Origin of the sequence: Arenibacter troitsensis (assembly GCF_900177645.1) — a bacterium.
Classification (GTDB): Bacteria; Bacteroidota; Bacteroidia; order Flavobacteriales; family Flavobacteriaceae; genus Arenibacter; species Arenibacter troitsensis.
The window spans coordinates 21,343-41,600 of record NZ_FXAO01000001.1; the positions used below are offsets into that span (position 1 = coordinate 21,343).

The 20,258-nt window shown below is 40.8% G+C and carries 13 protein-coding genes; 11 read left to right on the forward strand and 2 right to left on the reverse strand.

Annotation, left to right across the window (positions count from 1 at the left end; all coding sequences use genetic code 11):
* Positions 1–94: 94 nt before the first annotated feature.
* On the reverse strand, positions 95–1,012 hold the full coding sequence (locus B9Y87_RS00070; RefSeq protein WP_085495007.1) for a ThuA domain-containing protein: 918 nt from the start codon (positions 1,010–1,012) through the stop codon (positions 95–97).
* A gap of 9 nt (positions 1,013–1,021) precedes the next feature.
* A complete protein-coding gene (locus B9Y87_RS00075; protein ID WP_085495010.1) occupies positions 1,022–2,038 on the reverse strand; it encodes a LacI family DNA-binding transcriptional regulator in 1,017 nt (338 codons plus the stop codon).
* 276 nt (positions 2,039–2,314) lie between these two features.
* Between B9Y87_RS00075 and B9Y87_RS00080 the strand changes: the two genes are divergently transcribed.
* The 11 genes from B9Y87_RS00080 (at position 2,315) to B9Y87_RS00130 (ending at position 20,250) form a co-directional block, all read left to right on the forward strand.
* On the forward strand, positions 2,315–5,443 hold the full coding sequence (locus B9Y87_RS00080) for a SusC/RagA family TonB-linked outer membrane protein (RefSeq protein WP_085495012.1): 3,129 nt from the start codon (positions 2,315–2,317) through the stop codon (positions 5,441–5,443).
* Between the two features lie 16 nt (positions 5,444–5,459).
* Positions 5,460–7,307 carry a RagB/SusD family nutrient uptake outer membrane protein gene (locus B9Y87_RS00085; protein ID WP_085495014.1) on the forward strand — a complete coding sequence of 616 codons (1,848 nt, stop codon included), beginning with the start codon at positions 5,460–5,462 and terminating at the stop codon, positions 7,305–7,307.
* A gap of 56 nt (positions 7,308–7,363) precedes the next feature.
* Positions 7,364–8,590, forward strand: a complete 1,227-nt coding sequence (locus B9Y87_RS00090) for a DUF6807 domain-containing protein (RefSeq protein WP_085495016.1) — start codon at positions 7,364–7,366, stop codon at positions 8,588–8,590.
* Between the two features lie 65 nt (positions 8,591–8,655).
* Positions 8,656–10,032 (forward strand): Gfo/Idh/MocA family protein, encoded by a 1,377-nt coding sequence (locus B9Y87_RS00095; RefSeq protein WP_085495018.1) that lies wholly within the window; start codon positions 8,656–8,658, stop codon positions 10,030–10,032.
* Between the two features lie 104 nt (positions 10,033–10,136).
* Positions 10,137–11,513: a putative oxidoreductase C-terminal domain-containing protein gene (locus B9Y87_RS00100; protein WP_085496550.1), complete on the forward strand. Its 1,377-nt coding sequence runs from the start codon at positions 10,137–10,139 to the stop codon at positions 11,511–11,513.
* Positions 11,514–11,674: 161 nt separating this feature from the next.
* On the forward strand, positions 11,675–12,493 hold the full coding sequence (locus B9Y87_RS00105; RefSeq protein ID WP_085496552.1) for an SDR family oxidoreductase: 819 nt from the start codon (positions 11,675–11,677) through the stop codon (positions 12,491–12,493).
* A gap of 3 nt (positions 12,494–12,496) precedes the next feature.
* On the forward strand, positions 12,497–13,699 hold the full coding sequence (gene uxuA / locus B9Y87_RS00110) for a mannonate dehydratase (protein ID WP_085495020.1): 1,203 nt from the start codon (positions 12,497–12,499) through the stop codon (positions 13,697–13,699).
* A 184-nt stretch (positions 13,700–13,883) separates the two neighbouring features.
* On the forward strand, positions 13,884–14,858 hold the full coding sequence (locus tag B9Y87_RS00115; protein WP_085496554.1) for a TRAP transporter substrate-binding protein: 975 nt from the start codon (positions 13,884–13,886) through the stop codon (positions 14,856–14,858).
* A complete protein-coding gene (locus B9Y87_RS00120; RefSeq protein ID WP_085495022.1) occupies positions 14,858–15,346 on the forward strand; it encodes a TRAP transporter small permease in 489 nt (162 codons plus the stop codon). Before B9Y87_RS00115 ends, B9Y87_RS00120 begins: the two co-directional genes overlap by 1 nt.
* The gene (locus B9Y87_RS00125; protein WP_176225564.1) at positions 15,336–16,646 is read left to right on the forward strand and encodes a TRAP transporter large permease; all 1,311 of its coding nucleotides are present in this window, start codon (positions 15,336–15,338) and stop codon (positions 16,644–16,646) included. The genes B9Y87_RS00120 and B9Y87_RS00125 overlap by 11 nt, the downstream gene beginning before the upstream one ends.
* 394 nt (positions 16,647–17,040) lie before the next feature.
* The gene (locus B9Y87_RS00130) at positions 17,041–20,250 is read left to right on the forward strand and encodes a SusC/RagA family TonB-linked outer membrane protein (RefSeq protein ID WP_085495025.1); all 3,210 of its coding nucleotides are present in this window, start codon (positions 17,041–17,043) and stop codon (positions 20,248–20,250) included.
* Positions 20,251–20,258: the final 8 nt, after the last annotated feature.

Genomic DNA, 20,258 nt, shown 5'->3' on the forward strand with positions numbered 1-20,258 from the left:
GGTCTGATGACTGGATTTTAAAGGAAATTAAAAATGCGCAACTCCTAAAGTTGCGCATTTTTTTTGGGTGATATATTCTGAAGGAGATATTGGGTCAAGGCTTGCCTATAGGGCTATCGTCGCATTTTAAATCGCCCACTACGTATTGCATGCCATCCAAAAAGAATTGAAGTAATTCCGGATGGTCCATACTTTGGGCGTTGTGGGAAGGAGAGGTGTAAAATACCCGGCCTTTGCCGTGTCTCTTAATCCAAGAAACATAAATAGTATTGTTACTTACTTCTTTCTTGACACCTTCTAGCTTGTCGGCTTCAATATACAGAAGGGGCCTAAAATTATAATCGGAATAGGCATTGTTAAAAAAATAGGGCTCGTCCACGTGGGTAAACCCATTGCCATTAAAAGCCTGTACCAGAGGATGGTTCGGATTTACCTCCTTTAAATGCATCTCCTGTTGCTTGGGGTGGTAATCGAAGCTACCTCCAACCATAATGCTAAATTCCTTGGAGTTGTTCTGGACCGTAATTGCCCCGTGAAGTATCATAAGTCCCCCGCCTTTTGAAACATAGTCCATCAAAGTCTTTTCGTATTGAGCCGATAATTCGGCAATCTTTTGGTCGTTAAGGGTGGAGTTTTTCTTGAGAAGGTCCCAAAAGAGATCGCGTTTTGGTCCTGCGGGATTAGAATTGTTTAGGATTATGGCATCGTATTGTTTCAAATTCTTTTTATCAAAACTGTCTATGTCCCGTGCAATGGTAATCTCAAAGGCTCCGGATTTTGTGGCCAGGATTTTTAGCATTTCGTCGTTATGGGGAATGGTCCAATGGTAAAATCCCGTGTGTTGGGAAAACACCAATATTTTCTTTACTTCCGCCTTTACCCTCGGTGCAGCTGGCGCCAAAGATTCTATTTTGGAAAGCCATTGTTCCGTAATTGGAAATTCCTTAAGTCCTTGGGCGGAAATTGTTCCAACAAAAAAGAGGGTAATTAGGGTGTAAGCTACTTTGTTCATTGTAAATGTTTATTTAAGTGTTGATTCTCTTATTATAAGGCTATGCCTTAAAGTGATGGCATTCGTAGGTTGTAAGTTGATGCCTCCATTTAAATGACTTATAACACTCTGCCCTGCCAAAACCCCCAATTCATATCCTGGGTAATGAATAGTGCTCAGGGTAGGTGTCACCAAATCCGAAATAGGGTCGTTGTTAAAACCGATTACTTTTATGTCTTCTGGTATTTTAATATTTTCTTTTTTTAATTCTTTTAAACAAAGTGCCGCAAAGGTATCGTTGGCCACGAACAGGCCGTCAAAAGGAACATGGGTGTCCTTGATATGGGCCATAGCATGTTTAACGCTGTTTGGACTTAGGTCCGATTCAAGATAATTGGCATTGTCAAAAGGTAAACCATGTTTGGCAAGTGCTTCCTTAAACCCTTTAAATCGCTCTGAATACACATTTCGCCTTAAGTCGCCGCTAATATACAGCAGGTTTTTGCAACCTTGATTAATTAAATGTTCGGTTGCTTCAAATCCTGCCAATTTGTTGTCTATTATTATCGTAGAACAATTGGGTAGGTTGTGCACCCTGTCTATAAAGATCAGCGGAATTTTATTTCGAATGTAATAAGCAAAATGATCAAAGTCTGTGGTGTCATAGGCCAGAGATACCAGCAATGCATCCACCCCGCTATCATATAGTGTCTTTGCATTTATCTTTTCTTTTTCCATAGATTCCAAGGATTGACTTATAATCAAATTATAGCCGGCCTCATTGGCCATTTTTTCAATCCCCGCCAAGACGGTAGACATAAATATGGAATTGAGTTTAGGGACGATTACCCCAATGGTGTTCGACTTTTGTTTGCTAAGGTTTACAGCGAACTTATTGGTTTTATAGCCTAGCTCGTTAGCGATGGATATTACCCTTTCCTTGGTCTTTCGACTTATAGACGGGTGGTCGTTCAGACTCCTACTTACGGTTCCGGCCGATACACCCAATGTTTTTGCCAAATCGTAAATGGTAATTCTTTTATCCATGACAGTACTTGTTGCACTAATTCTGCAACAATAATACGAATAAATTGCAATTATTGAAATGTTTTTATTGAGCGCCTAAATAAATTATGTATTTACCGCTATTTATTGTTTAATTTAAAACAATACTCATTTTTTTAGTTAAAATTTGCGAATTTAATTATGCAATCGGTTGCGTAATAAATTGCAATTATATAGATTTGTCAGGATTGGAAATAGGACTGAGGTTTTTCGGTCACAATTAAAAATCAATAACTAACCAATTTTAAACATTTATGTATGAAAAATTTATTTAAAAAAGTAAGGTGCAGGGTACTATTGCTTATTACCCTATTCTGCGCTATGTTTTCTGTACCTGCACTAGGGCAGGATGGATTTACGGTTTCCGGAACCATAGTTGATGAATTTGGTGTACCCCTTCCCGGTGCATCGATAATTGAACAAGGCACCACCAATGGAGTGGTTTCTGATTTTGATGGAAATTTTAGTTTTGAAGTTGCCAATTCCAATGCTACTTTGACTATTAGTTATATTGGCTTCGAGGAGCAAAGAATACCATTGAATGGCAGTTCAGTAATAAATGTTACCATGGAATCTACTGCATCTACTTTGGACGAGGTGGTTCTAGTGGGGTATGGAGCTGTAAAAAAGAAGGATCTTACCGGTGCAATTTCCCAAGTGGATGCCGCGGCGCTTTCAGATCAATCTACTAATTCGGTAACCGATGTGTTGCGGGGAAATGTTGCTGGTTTAAGTATTGGACTATCAGCCTCGCCAAAGGGGACAAGTCAAATTCGGATACGTGGCAATAACAGTCTTACTGCCGGATCTAGCCCTTTAATAGTAGTAGATGGGATGATCTATAATGGGGATCTGTCCGATATAGCTCCCTCGGATATCGATAAACTTGATGTTATGAAAGATGCCAGTTCTGCAGCCGTTTATGGTGCTAGAGGGGCAAGTGGGGTGATTTTGGTCACCACAAAAAGAGGTTCAAGTGATAAGCCTACCATTAATATCAACACCAGTGTGGGTATAGCTACGGATGCTTATAAGGAGCGGCCATACGATGCCCAGGGGTATGTAGACTGGAGAACCGAGGTATTTAAAAGTATCAACCCGCAAAACACCATTGACAATCCAGGAAGATATGACAACCCCAACAATCTCCCTTCCGGGGTGACCTTGGATCAGTGGTTGGCCTATGACGGATCAGCAGGCGACCCTACAAGAGCCTGGTTGAACAGGATAGGGTTTCAGGATGTGGAAATTGAAAATTATTTGGCCGGCAATAGTATCAATTGGTATGACAGGATAATGCAAACCGGATTTCGTAACGATATTAACACTAGTGTCTCCGGACGAAATGGTGGGCTAAATTATTATTGGTCCATCGGTCGAACCTCCAATGAAGGTATTGTTAATGGGGAAAAGTTTGAGGCGTTAAGGTCAAGGTTGAACCTCGATGCTAAAATTACAGATTGGTTGACCGTAGGAATGAACACCCAATTTGCCAAGCGTAATGAAGGTTTTATTGCAGCAGATAGAGGCCAGATTGAGAGATCTTCACCCTGGGGTTCCGAATTTGATGATGAGGGAAATATTCGCTTAAGTCCACAGGACGACAATGGCGCAGGGGCCGTTAACGCATTTTTGGCGCAAAAATTCAACGACCGTATAGATTTGGACCATACCTTTAACTCTAGGGTGTATGCCAAATTAAAATTACCATTGGGTTTTTCCTATGAGGTAGGGTATACCAATCGTTTGGAATTCCAAGAATATTACAACCATGCGTCGGCGGCAAGTCCACAAAATGTAGTAGGTTCGGCAGAGAGACATGTCACCAAGATAAATGAATGGCAGTTGGACAATATTTTACGTTGGGACAAGACCATTGATAAGCATACTTTTAATTTGATGTTTTTGGTATATGGGGAAAAATTCCAAAGCTATTATACCAGAGCTAGGGCCAATACCTTTGAGCCCAGTGATGCCCTAGGTTATAGTGCCTTGGAATTGGGGACCGTACAAACTGTGGACAGTGAGGATGAGAAAAGTACTGGTGATGCCGTGATGACTCGACTTAATTATAATTATGATTCCAGATATCTATTAACATTGACCATGCGTAGGGATGGTTACTCGGCTTTTGGCACCAATAATAAAAGGGCATATTTTCCTTCAATAGCCGGGGCTTGGACCATTTCCAATGAATCCTTTTTTCAATCGGATTTCGTTAATTTTCTTAAACTAAGATTGTCCTACGGGGAAAATGGAAATAGGGATATAGGACGTTTTACGGCCTTGTCTAGACTTGGGGCCAATAAATACTTAAATGTGGATGCAGGAGGCAATGTAATTACCGTACCAACTTTTGATAACGGAACCCAAGAAAATACAGAGTTGAGATGGGAACGTACCAAGGCCACCAATTTAGGGTTGGACTTTAGTTTGGCCAACGGAGTGGTTGAAGGTTCTATAGAGGCTTACCAAAATATTACCAACGATTTAATTGTAACCAGACAGTTGCCAAATATTATAGGGTTCAATAATGTAACTACCAATTTGGGGGAAATAGAAAATAAGGGTCTGGAGTTTACCCTGGCCACCCAAAATTACAATAGGGAGAATTTCCAATGGAATACCAGTTTTAATTTCTCTTTAAACAGAAATAAAATCAGGAAATTATATGGAGATCTTGATGAAAATGGAAAGGAATTGGATGATATTACCAATCAGCGTTTTATAGGACAGGCCACCGACGTTATTTGGGGTCAGGAAGCCATAGGTATCTGGCAGACCAATGAAGCTGACCAAGCTGCAGAATACGGAGTTTTTCCGGGTGATTGGAAAATTAGGGATGTGGATAACAGTGGGGACTTTACCGTGGATGACAATGTTTTTCAAGGACATAGATCCCCTAGGTTTAGTTGGGCCATGTCCAATAGGTTTACTATGCTAAAGAATTTTGATTTTTCCTTTGAGGTTTATTCCAATTGGGGACAGAAAAGAATATTTAATGAGGCAAAAAACAGAAACGGTTTTATAGACAGGACCAATTCCATTAAAACACCTTACTGGACGCCTGATAATCCTATAAATGACTATGCCAGATTGTTTTCCAGTGACGGTAGTTCCAATTTTGCCATTTGGAGGGATGCTTCATTTATCAGATTAAGTAATATTACCATCGCCTATAGATTTCCAAAACCCTTTCTTGAAAAGTTGTCTTTGCAGAGTCTTAGGTTGTATGCCAACGCTAGAAATGTGGCGGTTTATGCCCCTCATTGGGATTTTTACGATCCGGAGCCTACCAACATAGATGGAAGAAATTCCAATGGAAGTACTGATCCAAGTTTGCCTACACCAAGGTTTTTCACCTTTGGAATTGATTTAAGTCTTTAATAAAAAAATAATAACGATGAGAAATATTATATACAACTATAGGAGATCTTTTTTAAGCTTTACCCTGATTTTGGCCGTTGCCTTCACGGGTTGTGAGGAAGAATTCTTGGATGCAGATCCGCAATCGTTCTATACCCCAAGTAACGCCTTGGATACGCCGGAAGGACTCAATAGTCTTTTGTCACAGGCTATGAGGAATTTAAGGGCCGAATTTTATGGTGACGGTGCACCTATGATTACAGAGAATATATTTTCTGAGGTTTCTGTAGAAGGAACTACGGACAAATCAGGTCCTGCCCAGGATTTAAACTTGCTGATCTTACCCGATGCCAACCTAAATAGTGCCAACTTTAACCGTATAGGATGGTTTTGGGAGGAGTTTTATAAGGGTATAAAATACGCCAATACCGTAATAGGAAGATTGGACGATGCCACCTTTGAGAGTGATGCGCAGAAAAATGATATTTTGGGACGGGCCCTGTTTCATAGGGCTTATAGGTATTATAGGTTGACCCAGCAATTTGGGGATGTTCCCTTGATTTTGGAAGAGATAACTTCTGCCCGCCTAGATTTTGTAACTACGGCAAGAGAAACTATTCTTAGAAAAATGCAGGAAGACCTTAATAGGGCAGTACCCTTGGTAAATGCCGTGGCCAACAATGGCGATATCAATAAGGATGCAGTGTTGCATTTGTTGACGAAAGTTAATCTTGCCTTGGGCGATTTTGATGAGGCAATAGCTTCTTCAACACAAATAATAGAGGGTGGTACACATACCTTAACAACGGACAGGTTTGGAATTGATGCCGGTAACGCAGCAAAGGACGTTACTTGGGATCTGCACCGTGTGGAAAACAAAAGTATTCCGGGAAATACGGAGGGGATATTGGTGGTTATAGATAGATTGGGTTATGAGGACAATGGGGACTATGCCGGGGGAACCAGTATTCAAAGACAGGCAGTTCCGCTCTGGTGGCGTTTTATTAATACTCCGGATGGACAGAACGGTATGTCCGATGCCCCGGGAATAGATATCGATCAGGTCACTGCAATAGGTAGGGGTATTGGTCGAAATAGGGGTACCCATTATAGTACAAAGGAGATTTGGAAAAACGCCAATAACGATCAACGTCATAAGCTGGGCAATTGGTACGATATGGAAGATTTGGTGTACAATGCACCTAGCCTACAAAGTTCAGGAAACCCATATTATGGAAAGAATTTGGAACTTTATTTGCCAAATGGAACACCACTTTGTTCAGATACCATCAGAAATTGGTATGGCTTTCCACATTACAAATTTTTTGTTCCAGATCCCTTAAATGTGAAACCTGCAGGTGGTCACGGTGATTGGTACGTGTATAGGGTTGCAGAAACTTATTTGTTAAGGGCCGAGGCTTATTTTTGGAAAGGTAATTTAGGGGCTGCGGCAGATGATATCAATGTCGTAAGAAGAAGGGCAGAGGCTGATGAGATTACTGCTGCCGATGTGGATATTGCCTATATCTTGGACGAGCGTGCCAGGGAGCTGTATTACGAGGAAGGAAGGAAAACAGAACTTACACGTATAGCTTATATTTTTGCCAAGACGGGTAAGGCTGCTTACAATGGGAAGACGTATAATTTGGATAATTTCTCTACTGATAATTTTTGGTATGATAGGATCATGGAGGTGACCGATTTTTATAATAAGGGGGTCAAAACCATACATGGCGATGAGTATACCATGAGTCCTTATCATGTTTTATGGCCAATCCCAGCTTCGGCAATCAATGCCAATACGCAGGGAGTAATAAATCAAAACGAAGGATATCCAGGGGCTGAAAATAACATCCCGCCCCTGACAACCATACCCGAAGAATAATAGTTGAATTGAGTTAATTTGTTTTTTGTAAATTCCATCCTTTAAACCTGTATTAAATGAAGTATGTATTTTTTGGTTATGTTTTACTGTTGTTACAGTCATGTGGCCATAGCGGGTCATATAAGTTTAGTATAGCGGAAAAGGATGGTATTTCACAAGCCTCCCCAGTTTCTCTACAGCTTGATACTTTAGGGTTGGGAGATATAGACGCCCTGAGTAATTTGGTGTTGATGAACAATGGGGAACAGATACCTTTTCAGATAGATAATGACCAGAAAATGCTATGGTTTGTTCACCAGCCTAACAACAATGGGTCTTATGAATTAGTAAAGGAAGAGGCTAAGGCCTCTGATTTTGAACGTATAAAAGCGCATAAAAGCAATGGAAATCTTCAATTGTCAAAAGCATCCATTCCCTTGCTGACCTATAGATATGGAATGACCTATCCCCCTCAGGGGGTAGATTCCATCTTTCGGAAATCCGGGTATATTCATCCTTTGTTATCGCCATTAGGAGATACCCTTAGCCGTATTCAACCACCGGACCATTATCATCATTACGGTATATGGGGTCCATGGACACATACCCAAATTGAAGGGGAACGGGTAGATTTTTGGAATTTGGTGGAGCGACAGGGGACAGTTCTTTTTAAGGACTTTAACGATACTTTTTCCGGATCGGTCTACGCAGGCTTTAGTGCACATCAGGAGCATATCCATTTAAAGGCCGAAGCGGATAACCGAATTGCCCTGAATGAAAACCTGGAGGTGAAAGTATGGGATTTGGGTCAATCGGACAGATATATGGTAGATTATACCTCCCAATTTAATTCTCCACTGGAGAATGGTATTCTTTTTGAAGCTTATCGTTATGGAGGAGGTTTGGGGATGAGGTTTACCGAGCGCTGGCATAAGGATAACTGTACCGTTCTTACATCCGAGGGTAATGACCGACTTAGCGCGGATGGGACCAATGCACGTTGGTGTATGGTGACCGGGGAATCCGCGAATGGACAAGGAACCAATGGTGTACTTTTTTTGAGTTATCCGGAAAATAAATCCCATCCGGAACCTATGAGGATTTGGCCCATAGATGGCAATGGGGGAAGGGGAGATATGTTTTTTGAATTTTGTCCCATTCGTCATGAAGAATGGAAAATTGAACCAAATAAAGATTATCGCTTAAAATATAGGATGGTGGTTTTTGAGGGAAAACTCACGGCCGACGAAGCTGAATCCTATTGGAAAAGTTTCGCCGGGATGCCTAAGATTGTAAAAGAGTAAATTTGAGGATGGGGCTAATGGTCCGGTTTTCAATCAAATAATTTGTGAATTAAATAAAATAAAAAATGCAAAGAAGAAAGTTCATTAACAACTCCTTGTTGACCACTGCGGCAGTAGTTGGGTTCCCAACCATTGTTCCTGCAAGTGTTTTTGGAAAAAACGCACCAAGCAACAAAATCAATATCGGACAAATTGGTTGTGGACGAATAGCTCGTGATCATGATATTCGCGATACCATTAGATATGATCAATCCCGTTATGTAGCGGTCTGTGACCTGGATTCCAAAAGGGCGGCCGATGCAAAGGTTTTGGTAGACAAATTCTACAAAGAGAAAACTGGGAAGGAGAAATATATGGACACTAAAATTTATGATGATTATCGCGAAATGTTACTTAACAAGGATATAGACGCGGTGGTGATCAGTACTCCGGACCACTGGCATTCCCAACCTGCCATGGAAGCCGCTTTGGCAGGAAAGGATATATACCTTCAAAAACCAACTTCCCTTACAGTAAGGGAAGGACAGCAATTGCGGGATGCCGTTCAAAAAACGGGAGCTATACTTCAGGTAGGAACCCAGCAGAGGGCAATGCCCCAATTTCGGGTAGCAGCCGAGTTGGTGAGAAATGGTCGCATAGGTAAAATACATACTGTTAAGATAGGACTTCCCGGGGATCCGTCCGGACCGGATGCTCCTGCAATGCCAGTGCCAAAAAATTTGAATTTTGATATGTGGTTGGGGTCAACGCCAGAGGTTCCTTATACTGAAATTGGTGTTCACCCGCAGAACGATTATAGTAGGCCGGGTTGGCTTCGCTTAAGAAGTTACGGTGCAGGAATGATAACGGGTTGGGGTCAGCACCATTACGATTCCGCGGCATGGGGAATGGATACCGAACTAACAGGGCCGAAATCTGTAGAGGCTTTGGCAGAGTTTCCAAAATCAGGGCTGTGGAACGTACATGGCGATTTCTTTGTAAAACACGAATATGATAATGGAATTACGGTATACACTAGTGGCGGTTATACCAACGGAATACGTTACGAAGGTACAGACGGATGGATCTTTGTGTCCCGCGGTGCATATCAAGCTTCGGCCTCCGATCCTGTGGATCAAGAAAAGAGCAGTAAAGCCCTTAATGCCTCCGATCCCAAAATATTGGAATCCGTAATTGGTGAGAACGAGATCCATTTGGAGAAGATCGATGATCAGCATGGTAACTGGTTGGATTGTATTAAAACAAGAAAGGCACCAATTTCACCCATTGAAAAAGGACATAAGGCCTGTGTAACTTGTCTGATTAGTGATATTGCCATGCAATTCGATAGAAAATTGGAGTGGGACAACGAGAAAGAAATGTTTATCAATGACGATGAAGCCAATGCCATGTTGCACAGGGACCAGAGAAAACCTTATGGGACCGACTATGTGAAAGTTTAGGAAACATGTTATATATTTAATGAGGTGAAAATAATCCCTCCTTTGGTCAAAAAAATAAGTTGAACAATGGAGGGCTTATTGTTATCGATAAAAAAATCCAATACATGAAGTATAAAATATTAGCCCTATTGGCAATCTTGTGTTTAGGTTGTGGGGAAAGTGAAAAAAAGGTAAAATCCGATATGGACAATACACCGGATCAAGTTAGATTAATGACCCTGGATCCAGGGCATTTTCATGCCGCCCTAGTTCAAAAAACAATGTACAAGGGGGTAGACTCCACCATTTATGTTTTTGCGCCAAAAGGGCCGGAGGTAAACGATTTTTTAAACAAAATTGAATCTTACAATACAAGATCGGAAAACCCCACTCATTGGAAGGTAGACAGTTATTTTGGGCCTGATTATTTGGAGAAAATGATTGCCCAAAAACCGGGAAATGTCATGGTAGTTGCAGGGAAGAACTCCAAAAAGATAGACTATATCTTGGCAGCGGTAAAAGCCGGTTTAAATGTTTATGCCGATAAGCCATTGGTAATTAATCCGGAAGGATTCCAGAAATTGGAGGAGGCCTTCATGATAGCAGAGGAAAAGGGGGTCATGATCTACGATATTATGACAGAACGTTTTGAGGTTACCACAGGTATGCAACGGCAGTTTTCCATGTTGCCAGAAGTATTTGGTCAAGTATTGGAGGGAAGTTTGGAAGAGCCCGCCATTATTAAAGAAAGTGTGCATCATTTCTTCAAGTACGTTTCAGGACAGCCGTTGGTTAGACCGGCATGGTTCTTTGATGTAAATGAAGAGGGTGAGGGAATTGTGGATGTAACCACCCATTTGGTGGATTTGGTACAATGGGAGCTTTTTCCGGAGGAGATCATTAACCGCACGGACATAGAAATGGTCCAGGCAAAACGTTGGCCTACTGTACTTACTTTGGAGGAGTTTCAAAGGGTTACCGGTTTGGAGACTTACCCGGATTACCTTCAAAAGGATTTGGATGGTGATAAACTTAAGGTGTACTGTAATGGGGAAATGTTATATAAAATTAAGGGCAAGTATGCCAAGGTTTCTGTAATATGGAATTATGAAGCACCCGAAGGCACAGGGGATACCCATTATAGTATTATGAGGGGAACCAAGAGCGACTTAATTATAAAACAGGGAGCGGAAGAAAATTACAAGCCTACCTTATATATCAAATCCAAGGTTGGGGAAAATTTTGATAATCTTATGACCGGGGCAATAGACCAGCATATAAACTCCATGTTCGCCGGAACCAAAGCTGAAAAAGTGTCGGAGGATATGTGGAAAATCAATATTCCCGATGAATTTAAAATTGGTCATGAAGCACATTTTGCCCAAGTTACCCAGAATTATCTGCGCTATTTGGAAGAGGGTCAATTGCCCAATTGGGAAGTGCCGAATATGATAACCAAGTATTACACTACCATTGAAGCCTATAAAATGGCGAAAAAATAGCACCTAACAATTATTATTGGGAACTAGGGAGATTTGTTGAATCTGGCAAACTTTTGATTAGGTGGCCTAGGGTAAGTATTGGATATTATGTTTATTATTGTACCCTTATGTTATAGTTATATTTGGGTTTTGTTAAAATGGAATAATAAAAAATGGAATTGATGAGTGAACTTTTTTCGATCGAAAATAGAATTTTTGCCTTATCCGGTGCTACTGGTACCTTGGGAGGGTCAATTGCCAAGTATCTTGTAGAAAACGGGGCGAAGGTATTGCTCTTGGGCAGGTCTTTGGATAAACTGGAGGACAAATGCAAGGAACTGAATGCAATTGCCTCTGAAAGTGCACATTTGTTCGTATTGGACGTGATGGACGAAAAGCAATTAACCGAATTGAAGAATACTATAATCAGCAAGTTTAAGAAGTTGGACGGATTGGTAAATTTGGCAGGAGGAAACATTCCCGGGGCTACTTTAAAACCAGATCAGACGATTTATGATATTGAGCTGGGCGATACCCAAAAGGTAGTGGATATCAATTTGTTCGGTACCGTTATACCAACTATAGTGCTAAGTGAAATTATGGCCAAACAAGGTTATGGATCTATAGTAAATATATCTTCCATGGCAGCCAAACAGACCATTTCACGAGTGTTGGGCTATTCCATGGCCAAGGCGGGAGTGGATATTTTTACCAAATGGATGGCTAATGAACTGGCGTCCAAGTTTAGTGACAAGATAAGGGTGAACGCCATAGCTCCAGGATTTTTCATCGGAAATCAGAATAGAAGACTATTGACCAATGAAGATGGATCCTTTACGGACAGGGGAGAAAAAATCATAACCAACACTCCAATGGGTCGTTTTGGGGACGCCTCCGAACTTAATGGAATGGTACATTATCTGCTTAGCGACGCCTCTTCTTTTGTGACGGGTACCATTTATGATATAGACGGCGGATTCAGTTCATTTTCCGGAGTATAATCCATGCAACACTTAAAAAGGACACTTAGATGGTTCGGACCCAGTTTTGGAGTCTCCCTAAACGATATCAGGGAACTGGGAGTAGATGGTGTAGTCACTGCATGCCACCAAGTTCCCATTGGGGAAGTTTGGTCTACCAATGTTATTAGGGGGGTACAAAAGGAAATAGAATCCCATGGCCTGGAATGGTCCGTAGTGGAAAGCGTTAATATACACAAAGCTATTAAATACGGTCTTCCGGAAAGGGATATCTATATTCGCAATTATATTGAAACCCTCCGCAATTTGGCGGAAAATAACATTAAGGTGGTCTGCTATAATTTTATGCAATTGATAGACTGGACCCGTACCCATTTAAATTATGTGCTTCCAACAGGGGCCATAAGCTTATTGTACGATCCAATGGCCATTGCTGCATTTGATTTATATATCCTAAAAAGGGATAGGGCCGCTGAGGTCTATTCCGAGGAAATGGTCAATAAGGCCGAAAAGTATTATAAGGCCTTGGATCAGCAGGGGCGCGAGCTGCTGAAAAATGCTATTTTGGCAGGAATGCCCGGTTCAAAAGAGTCCATACCACTTTCCTATTTTAGGTCAACTCTGGAGGAAGTTAGTAAAATTGAAAAATCGGTCCTTAGGGAAAATCTGTCTTATTTTTTAAAAGCAGTTATTCCTGAGGCCGAAAAGTTGGGTGTAAAAATGGCACTTCATCCAGATGACCCTCCATTCCCCGTTTTTGGAATTCCCCGTATTGCCTCTACCTATGAGGATTTAAAATATATTTTGGATTGTTTTCCTTCCACATGTAACGGACTAACCTTTTGTTCCGGTTCTTTGGGAGCGGTAGCTAGCAATGACCTTTTAAGGATTATACGGGATTTTGGACCTAAGATTCATTTTTTACACTTAAGAAATGTGACTAGGGAAGAAGACGGTAGTTTTTATGAGGCTGCCCATTTGGATGGGTCTATACCTATGCCCAAGATAATGCTCCAAATTGTGAGGGAGCAACAAAGGAGATTTGAAAGTGGAATTGGAGAGGTGGCCATTCCTATCAGACCAGATCACGGACATGTGTTGTTGGATGATAAAAAAAGAAAGGACGAGTTCTACTCCGGATATTCACTCATTGGGAGAGGTATCGGGATGGCAGAGCTTTATGGGCTGGAAAAAGGCATTAGGGAAATGCTTATAGAAGCTATGTGATTAAAACTTAAAATGGCGAGGCAATAATTAAGGAAGGCGCAATTATTTGGCTAGAATTGTATGGAATTGTTGCTAAAGTTTAAAAAAAGAGTATTTTTAAGGCTTGGAAATAAAATGTAAAGGAAAATTGCGTTAACGTTAACGTAAAATTAATAAAATGTATATGCAAGTGTATAAATCCCTAATGAGAAAAATAGTTGTTGTTTTTGGTGTTCTGGCATGTTTAGGCTTATATTCTTGTTCGGAAATTACAGATCATAAAACCTTATTCTTTGCCCACTCCCTGCCCGTAACCCATCCGGTCCATAAGGGTATTTTGGCAATGCAAGAGGCACTTCATAAAAAATCGGGCGGAAAGTTGCAGATCAAGATTTTTCCAGATGGCCAGTTAGGTACGGAAAGGGAGGTCTTGGAATTATTGCAGATTGGGAGCGTGGCCATGACCAAGGTAAGTGCGGCCTCCATGTCCAGTTTTTCACCCGAATATAGGGTCTTGGGAGTTCCGTATCTGTTTAGGGACAGTGAACATATGTTTCGGGTGTTGGAAGGTCCTGTAGGAAAGGAGCTTTTGGAAGGGGGCAGTGAATATTTGCTACGTGGCCTATGTTTTTACGATGCGGGAAGTAGAAGCTTTTATACTTTGGACGGATTTATAAAGACGCCCGAAGATTTAAAGGGAAAAAAGATCCGGGTTATGAACGATCAGATGGCCGTCAATATGGTGAATGATCTAGGAGGTTCTGCTACCCCTATGGCCTATGGTGAACTTTATACGGCACTTCAACAACGAGTGGTAGATGGTGCGGAGAACAATGTTCCTTCTTTTGTGACTTCCAATCACTATGAAGTATGTAAATTTTACACCTTGGACCAACACAGTATGGTGCCAGATGTAGTTGTGGTAGGTACCAAATTTTGGGATACCTTGAATGATGAGGAAAAAGCTTGGTTACAGGATGCGGCGGACGACAGTGTTAAAAAACAAAAAATATATTGGCAAGAAACCGTTGAGGAAGGGATGGAGATCCTGGAAAAGGCCAATGTGCAAATCTATAATCCTGATAAAAGTCCCTTTATAGAAAAGACCAAGTCAATTTTGGAGGAACTGAATAAGGATCCAAAAATGAAAAAAATAATCGACCAAATTAACAATCAATAATGCATACAACGTACAGAATATTGAATAAGGCCATTGAAGGGTTGTTGGTACTAATATTTAGTTTATTGGTGCTGGATGTGGTTTGGCAAGTAGTTTCCAGATATGTAGTGGGCCAATCCAGTTCCTTCACTGAGGAATTCGCCAGATTTTCGTTGATCTGGTTAACGGTTTTGGGTGCCGCTTATATCAATGGACAAAAGGAAGGACACCTATCCATGGATTTTTTATTGTCCAAACTTCCAGTTGACAAACAAAAAAGGAGACATAGGATAATACAGGTAGTGATGGCAATTTTTGCCTTGGTCATTATGGTTATTGGCGGAGGTAATTTGGTGTATACCACCTTAAAGTTGGGGCAATTGTCCCCTGCTTTATTGGTGCCACTAGGCTATGTTTATGCTATTGTGCCTATTTGTGGTCTAATGATCATTTTCTTTTCCGTATATCACATAAAAATAACCTTTAACGCCAACAACAATGAGTATTGAAACCATAAGTATCCTAGTATTGTTTATTAGTTTTATGGGCTTGTTGGCCTATGGTGTACCTGTGGCTTATGCCATTGGGATATCTACAACAATTACCTTATTGATCAATATAGCCTATATGCCTGCGACTACCACGGTTAGTCAGAGAATGACCACGGGTATCGATAATTTTGCATTATTGGCTATTCCTTTCTTTATTCTGGCCGGGGAAATTATGAACCGTGGGGGTATTGCCAACCGCCTCATCGATTTTGCAAAATCGCTTATAGGAAGTTTGCCTGGAGGATTGGCCTATGTTAATATTATTTCCGCCATGTTGTTCGGCGCAATTTCAGGTTCGGCTATTGCCGCAGCATCGGCCATTGGGAGTACGCTTACCGAAAAGATGGCGAATGACGGTTACCCTAGGGAATTCAGTGCTGCCGTAAATATTAGCTCATCAACTACTGGTCTTCTAATTCCGCCAAGTAACGTACTAATAATCTTCGCGCTGGCCAGTGGGGGTACCGCTTCGGTAGCTGCTTTGTTTATTGCGGGATATATACCTGGCATTCTGGTAGGTCTTGCCATTATGTTGATGGTTTATTTTTATGCCAGAAAAAAAGGTTTGCCTAAGGAGGAAAGAGTGAGTTTTAAAAAGCTGTTTCACGATTTTAAAAATGCCATTCTAAGTCTTACCCTATTGGTAATCGTAGTTGGTGGAATTGTAGCCGGAATTTTTACGGCCACAGAGGCAGCGGCCATAGCAGTTGTTTATGCCGTTTTACTCGGATTTGTGAACAAGGAGCTAAAGTTTAGTGATTTTAGGCCAATCCTGCTAAGGAGTGCCAAAACCACGGCTATTGTTATGTTCTTGATATCCACGTCCATGGCCATGTCTTGGTTGTTCTCGTTTGAATCCATTCCCCAGTCATTGACCGGTTTCCTGTTGGAATCTGTAAAAAACCCGTTATTGGTACTTCTCTTTATAAATATCACACTGCTTGTGGTGGGTACGTTTATGGATATGACCCCGGCGGTACTTATTTTTACGCCTATATTCTTGCCGGTGGTTATGGCATTGGGAATGCACCCGGTACAATTTGGAATGGTAATAGTACTCAATTTGTGTATCGGGGTATGTACCCCTCCTGTAGGTACTTTACTTTTTGTAGGTAGTGGTGTTGCCAAGGTACCGGTCACAAAAGTTATAAAGCCATTACTGCCCCTTTTGGCAGCAATGACTACCGTATTGTTGATCCTGACCTATATTCCTGAACTATCCCTTTGGTTGCCCAGAGCTTTTGGGTTGATCGATTAATAAACATAAGCTTAAAAATTTTGAAAGTCCCTATTTCTTAAATGAGATAGGGATTTTTTTGTGTGGTAACCCACTTTTTTGTTTTTGCCTTTTATGATATTCCTTTTTAATGGCCCATGTTTACAAATTGTTAAGCATGCGGTTGTGGGGTATTGGCTGCATTGTTCTCTGTTTTAAACAAGTGTCACATTAGCATCTCTCTTGAGCTGTACTTGTTTGGATTCCCTTAACGAAATCTTAATAATTAGGTATCAATAAATTTAACTATTGGTAAATATTTTAGTCTTTTTTTGTAAAAAAAAATGACATTGATGAAATAAATTTTCTATTTTAGGTCAAAAATTATACTATAAGTAAAATTGTTTTTTAATTTTTTTAACTAAATAAACCAACAATGAACAAAAGAAAAACTAAACTTTTAGGGCTGTTATTCTCCGCTGGAGTGGTACAGCTCCTTACCGCTAATATGTTGGAAGACAACATAAAGGCTGAGGCCATGGCCACAATAATGACAGAGGCAAACTGGCAACAATCAATAACTGGTACTGTTATGGATGAGGAAGGAATTCCTTTGTCCGGAGCCTCTATTTTAGTGAAAGGTACAACGAATGGGGTAGTGGCAGATTTTGATGGAAAATTTAAAATAGAGGTTGCTCCCGGAAGCATTTTGGTCATTTCCTATGTGGGTTTTGAGACCAAAGAAATAACATTGGGTGTTGAAAAAGAGTTGAAAATAGTTTTAACCGCCGGTAACGCCTTAGAGGAGGTGGTAATTACCGCCTTGGGTATTAAAAAGGAAAAAAAACGGATTGGCTATGCTACACAAGAGGTGAAAGGGGTAACACTTCAGAAGGCAATTACCCCAAATGTTTTGGAATCCTTGTCCGGAAAAGTAGCAGGCCTAACGGTAATAAGCAATGGAGCCGATTTTTTCTCGGACCCAAGTATATTTTTAAGGGGAGAGAAACCTATTTTAGTTGTTGATGGTGTGCCCCAACCCAATACCGATTTTTGGAATATAAGTTCAGATGATATAGAGAGTATAAACGTACTAAAAGGTGCTGCCGCTTCGGCCTTATATGGTTCCTTGGGTAAGTTCGGGGCCCTACAAATAACCATGAAGTCGGGAAAAGGAATTGATGGCACCAGGGTATCCATTAACAGCTCAACTACCTTTCAGACAGGATTTTTAAGAATTCCAAAAGCTCAGACACAATACGGTCCAGGAAATACTGGGAGATATGAATTTGGTACTGGAGCGGCCGGGGGCGGTGGGATCAATGATTTTGACTATTCAATTTGGGGACCCAAATTTGATGGTAGGTTGATTAAACAATCAGATTCGCCCATTGATCCCGTAACAGGTGAAAGGATACCCACACCATGGATTTCCAGAGGACCGGATAACCTAGGTAATTTTGTGGAAACAGGATTGGTAACCTCCAATAACGTTACCTTACAATCTGGCTCGGAAAAGGGTAATTACGTAATATCCAACTCGTATAAACATGCCAAGGGATCTATTCCAGGTCAAAAATTGGATATTAACACCCTAAGGCTAACTGGTACTTTAAATGTTTCCGATGCCATATCGGTAGATGCTTCCCTTCAGTACAATTATCAATATTCAGATAATAGAATTAGGGGGTCCTATGGCCCAACTTCCCCAATCTATTTGTTGAGTATCTGGGGAGGAGCCAACTTTGACGTAAGAAATTTAGAGCATGTTTGGGTTCCAGGTAAGGAAGGAATAAAACAGGACTTTGTGGAAAACTGGCGTTACAATAACCCATATGCCTTGGCGTATAATTGGAAAAAACCCTGGACTAAAAATGACATACTTACCTACGCCAAGGTGAATTTTAAGATTACGGATAAAATAAATGCTTTTGTGCGAAGTACCCTGAGTACATATTCCTTAACGGACAATGAGGAAATTTCCAAGGATATTTACAATTATGATATCCCTGATAGAGGTGGCCGATTTAGGTATAATGCATATCGGTATTTTGAAAATAACACTGATTTCCTGATTACTTATAATGACAGTTTTTTTAATAAAGATGTTTCCTTGGAGGCCACTTTGGGGGGTAATCAACGATATCTGAATAGACAGGAGGAACATGCCTCTACTACCCAGCTTATTGTTCCCGAAGTGTTTACATTACAGAATTCAGTTGATCAGGTTACGCCTACAAGTTACAAGTATTCCCAAGGTGTTTACAGTGCATATGCGGTAATGGACTTTTCATATAGAAATAGAATATTTTTTGGGATGACCGGAAGAGTGGATAAGTCATCAACCCTACCAGAGGCCAATGACACTTTTTTCTATCCATCTGTTTATTCCAGTATCGTGTTAAGCGATTTGATTAAACTACCAAGTGCTATTAACTATTTAAAATTGAGAACGGCATATGCACAAGTTGGTGGCGATTTGGGTATTTATGAAGCAACCAATTCATATTCTACGGGAAGATATAGAAATTTACCAACTGCCAATTTCCCTTCCACCTTGGAAAACCCTGATCTAAGGCCTTCATTTACGAATTCGTTTGAATATGGTTTTGAGATGAAAGTTTTAAATAGTCGTCTAGGCATCGATTTTTCATATTACGAAAATCAGAATGGTCCACAGATATTCACCCAACCATTTTCAGCAGCCTCGGCCTATGAGGGGGTGCTGTTGAACGGTAGGACCACAGAGCGAAGGGGGATGGATTTTTCAGTTACGGCAATCCCGGTTAGGACAAAGAATTTTAACTGGTCAGCGATTATAAATTTTGATAAATCCAAAAATTATCTGACTTCCCTACCTCCATTGCCAGATGGTACAATTCCCGAATGGGAAGGGGATTTTGGGGCTAACTTCAGGAACAAAGTAGGTACACCAATTGGGGATTATTTCTATTATGTGTGGGAAAGATCTCCGGACGGACAACTTATTATTTATGAAAATGGCCTGCCAAAAAGAACGGACTTCAAAGTAAATACTGGAAATACCCAACCTGATTTTATATCTAGTATCAATAATTCTTTTTCTTATAAGAATCTTTCGATGAATTTTTTGTTTGATGGTAGATTTGGAGGTGTAACCCAGGATGCATATGAGCGCGATCTTTGGCGTGCAGGTGGCCATCCAGACGCCATTCATCCAGAAAGGGAACTGTCCAACATCGCATATGTCAATGGCGGGGATGCTAAGACAATGCAGATAGAAGGAGTTAGGATTGTATCGGGGGAAGCTACATATGATCCGGACGGAAATATTTTGACCGACACAAGGGTGTTTGAGCCAAGTGAATATAAGGTAGATTACCAGTCTTGGGCGAGCCGTTATAAGGCAGATTGGCCAAGTGTCATCAAGGACAAAACCTTTATTAAATTAAGGGAAGTGGTGCTTACCTATAATGTGGGTAAAAAATTATTGGATAGGACCTTCATGGACTCTGCGTCTCTCTCGGTCATTGGTAGGAATTTATGGTATTGGACCAAGGACGATTATTATGGGGACTTGGATACCTATACCCTAACCCAAGGGGATACCGGATTACAATTGCCATCCCAAAGGTCTATTGGTTTTAACCTAAATGTTTCATTCTAATACAACTC

What these genes read in the sequence shown, in the direction of transcription:
- B9Y87_RS00070 (WP_085495007.1), bottom strand. Translation starts at nt 1,012, where the DNA reads ATGAACAAAGTAGCTTACACCCTAATTACCCTCTTTTTTGTTGGAACA.
- B9Y87_RS00075 (WP_085495010.1), bottom strand. Translation starts at nt 2,038, where the DNA reads ATGGATAAAAGAATTACCATTTACGATTTGGCAAAAACATTGGGTGTA.
- B9Y87_RS00080 (WP_085495012.1), top strand. Translation starts at nt 2,315, where the DNA reads ATGAAAAATTTATTTAAAAAAGTAAGGTGCAGGGTACTATTGCTTATT.
- B9Y87_RS00085 (WP_085495014.1), top strand. Translation starts at nt 5,460, where the DNA reads ATGAGAAATATTATATACAACTATAGGAGATCTTTTTTAAGCTTTACC.
- B9Y87_RS00090 (WP_085495016.1), top strand. Translation starts at nt 7,364, where the DNA reads ATGAAGTATGTATTTTTTGGTTATGTTTTACTGTTGTTACAGTCATGT.
- B9Y87_RS00095 (WP_085495018.1), top strand. Translation starts at nt 8,656, where the DNA reads ATGCAAAGAAGAAAGTTCATTAACAACTCCTTGTTGACCACTGCGGCA.
- B9Y87_RS00100 (WP_085496550.1), top strand. Translation starts at nt 10,137, where the DNA reads ATGAAGTATAAAATATTAGCCCTATTGGCAATCTTGTGTTTAGGTTGT.
- B9Y87_RS00105 (WP_085496552.1), top strand. Translation starts at nt 11,675, where the DNA reads ATGAGTGAACTTTTTTCGATCGAAAATAGAATTTTTGCCTTATCCGGT.
- uxuA (WP_085495020.1), top strand. Translation starts at nt 12,497, where the DNA reads ATGCAACACTTAAAAAGGACACTTAGATGGTTCGGACCCAGTTTTGGA.
- B9Y87_RS00115 (WP_085496554.1), top strand. Translation starts at nt 13,884, where the DNA reads ATGAGAAAAATAGTTGTTGTTTTTGGTGTTCTGGCATGTTTAGGCTTA.
- B9Y87_RS00120 (WP_085495022.1), top strand. Translation starts at nt 14,858, where the DNA reads ATGCATACAACGTACAGAATATTGAATAAGGCCATTGAAGGGTTGTTG.
- B9Y87_RS00125 (WP_176225564.1), top strand. Translation starts at nt 15,336, where the DNA reads ATGAGTATTGAAACCATAAGTATCCTAGTATTGTTTATTAGTTTTATG.
- B9Y87_RS00130 (WP_085495025.1), top strand. Translation starts at nt 17,041, where the DNA reads ATGAACAAAAGAAAAACTAAACTTTTAGGGCTGTTATTCTCCGCTGGA.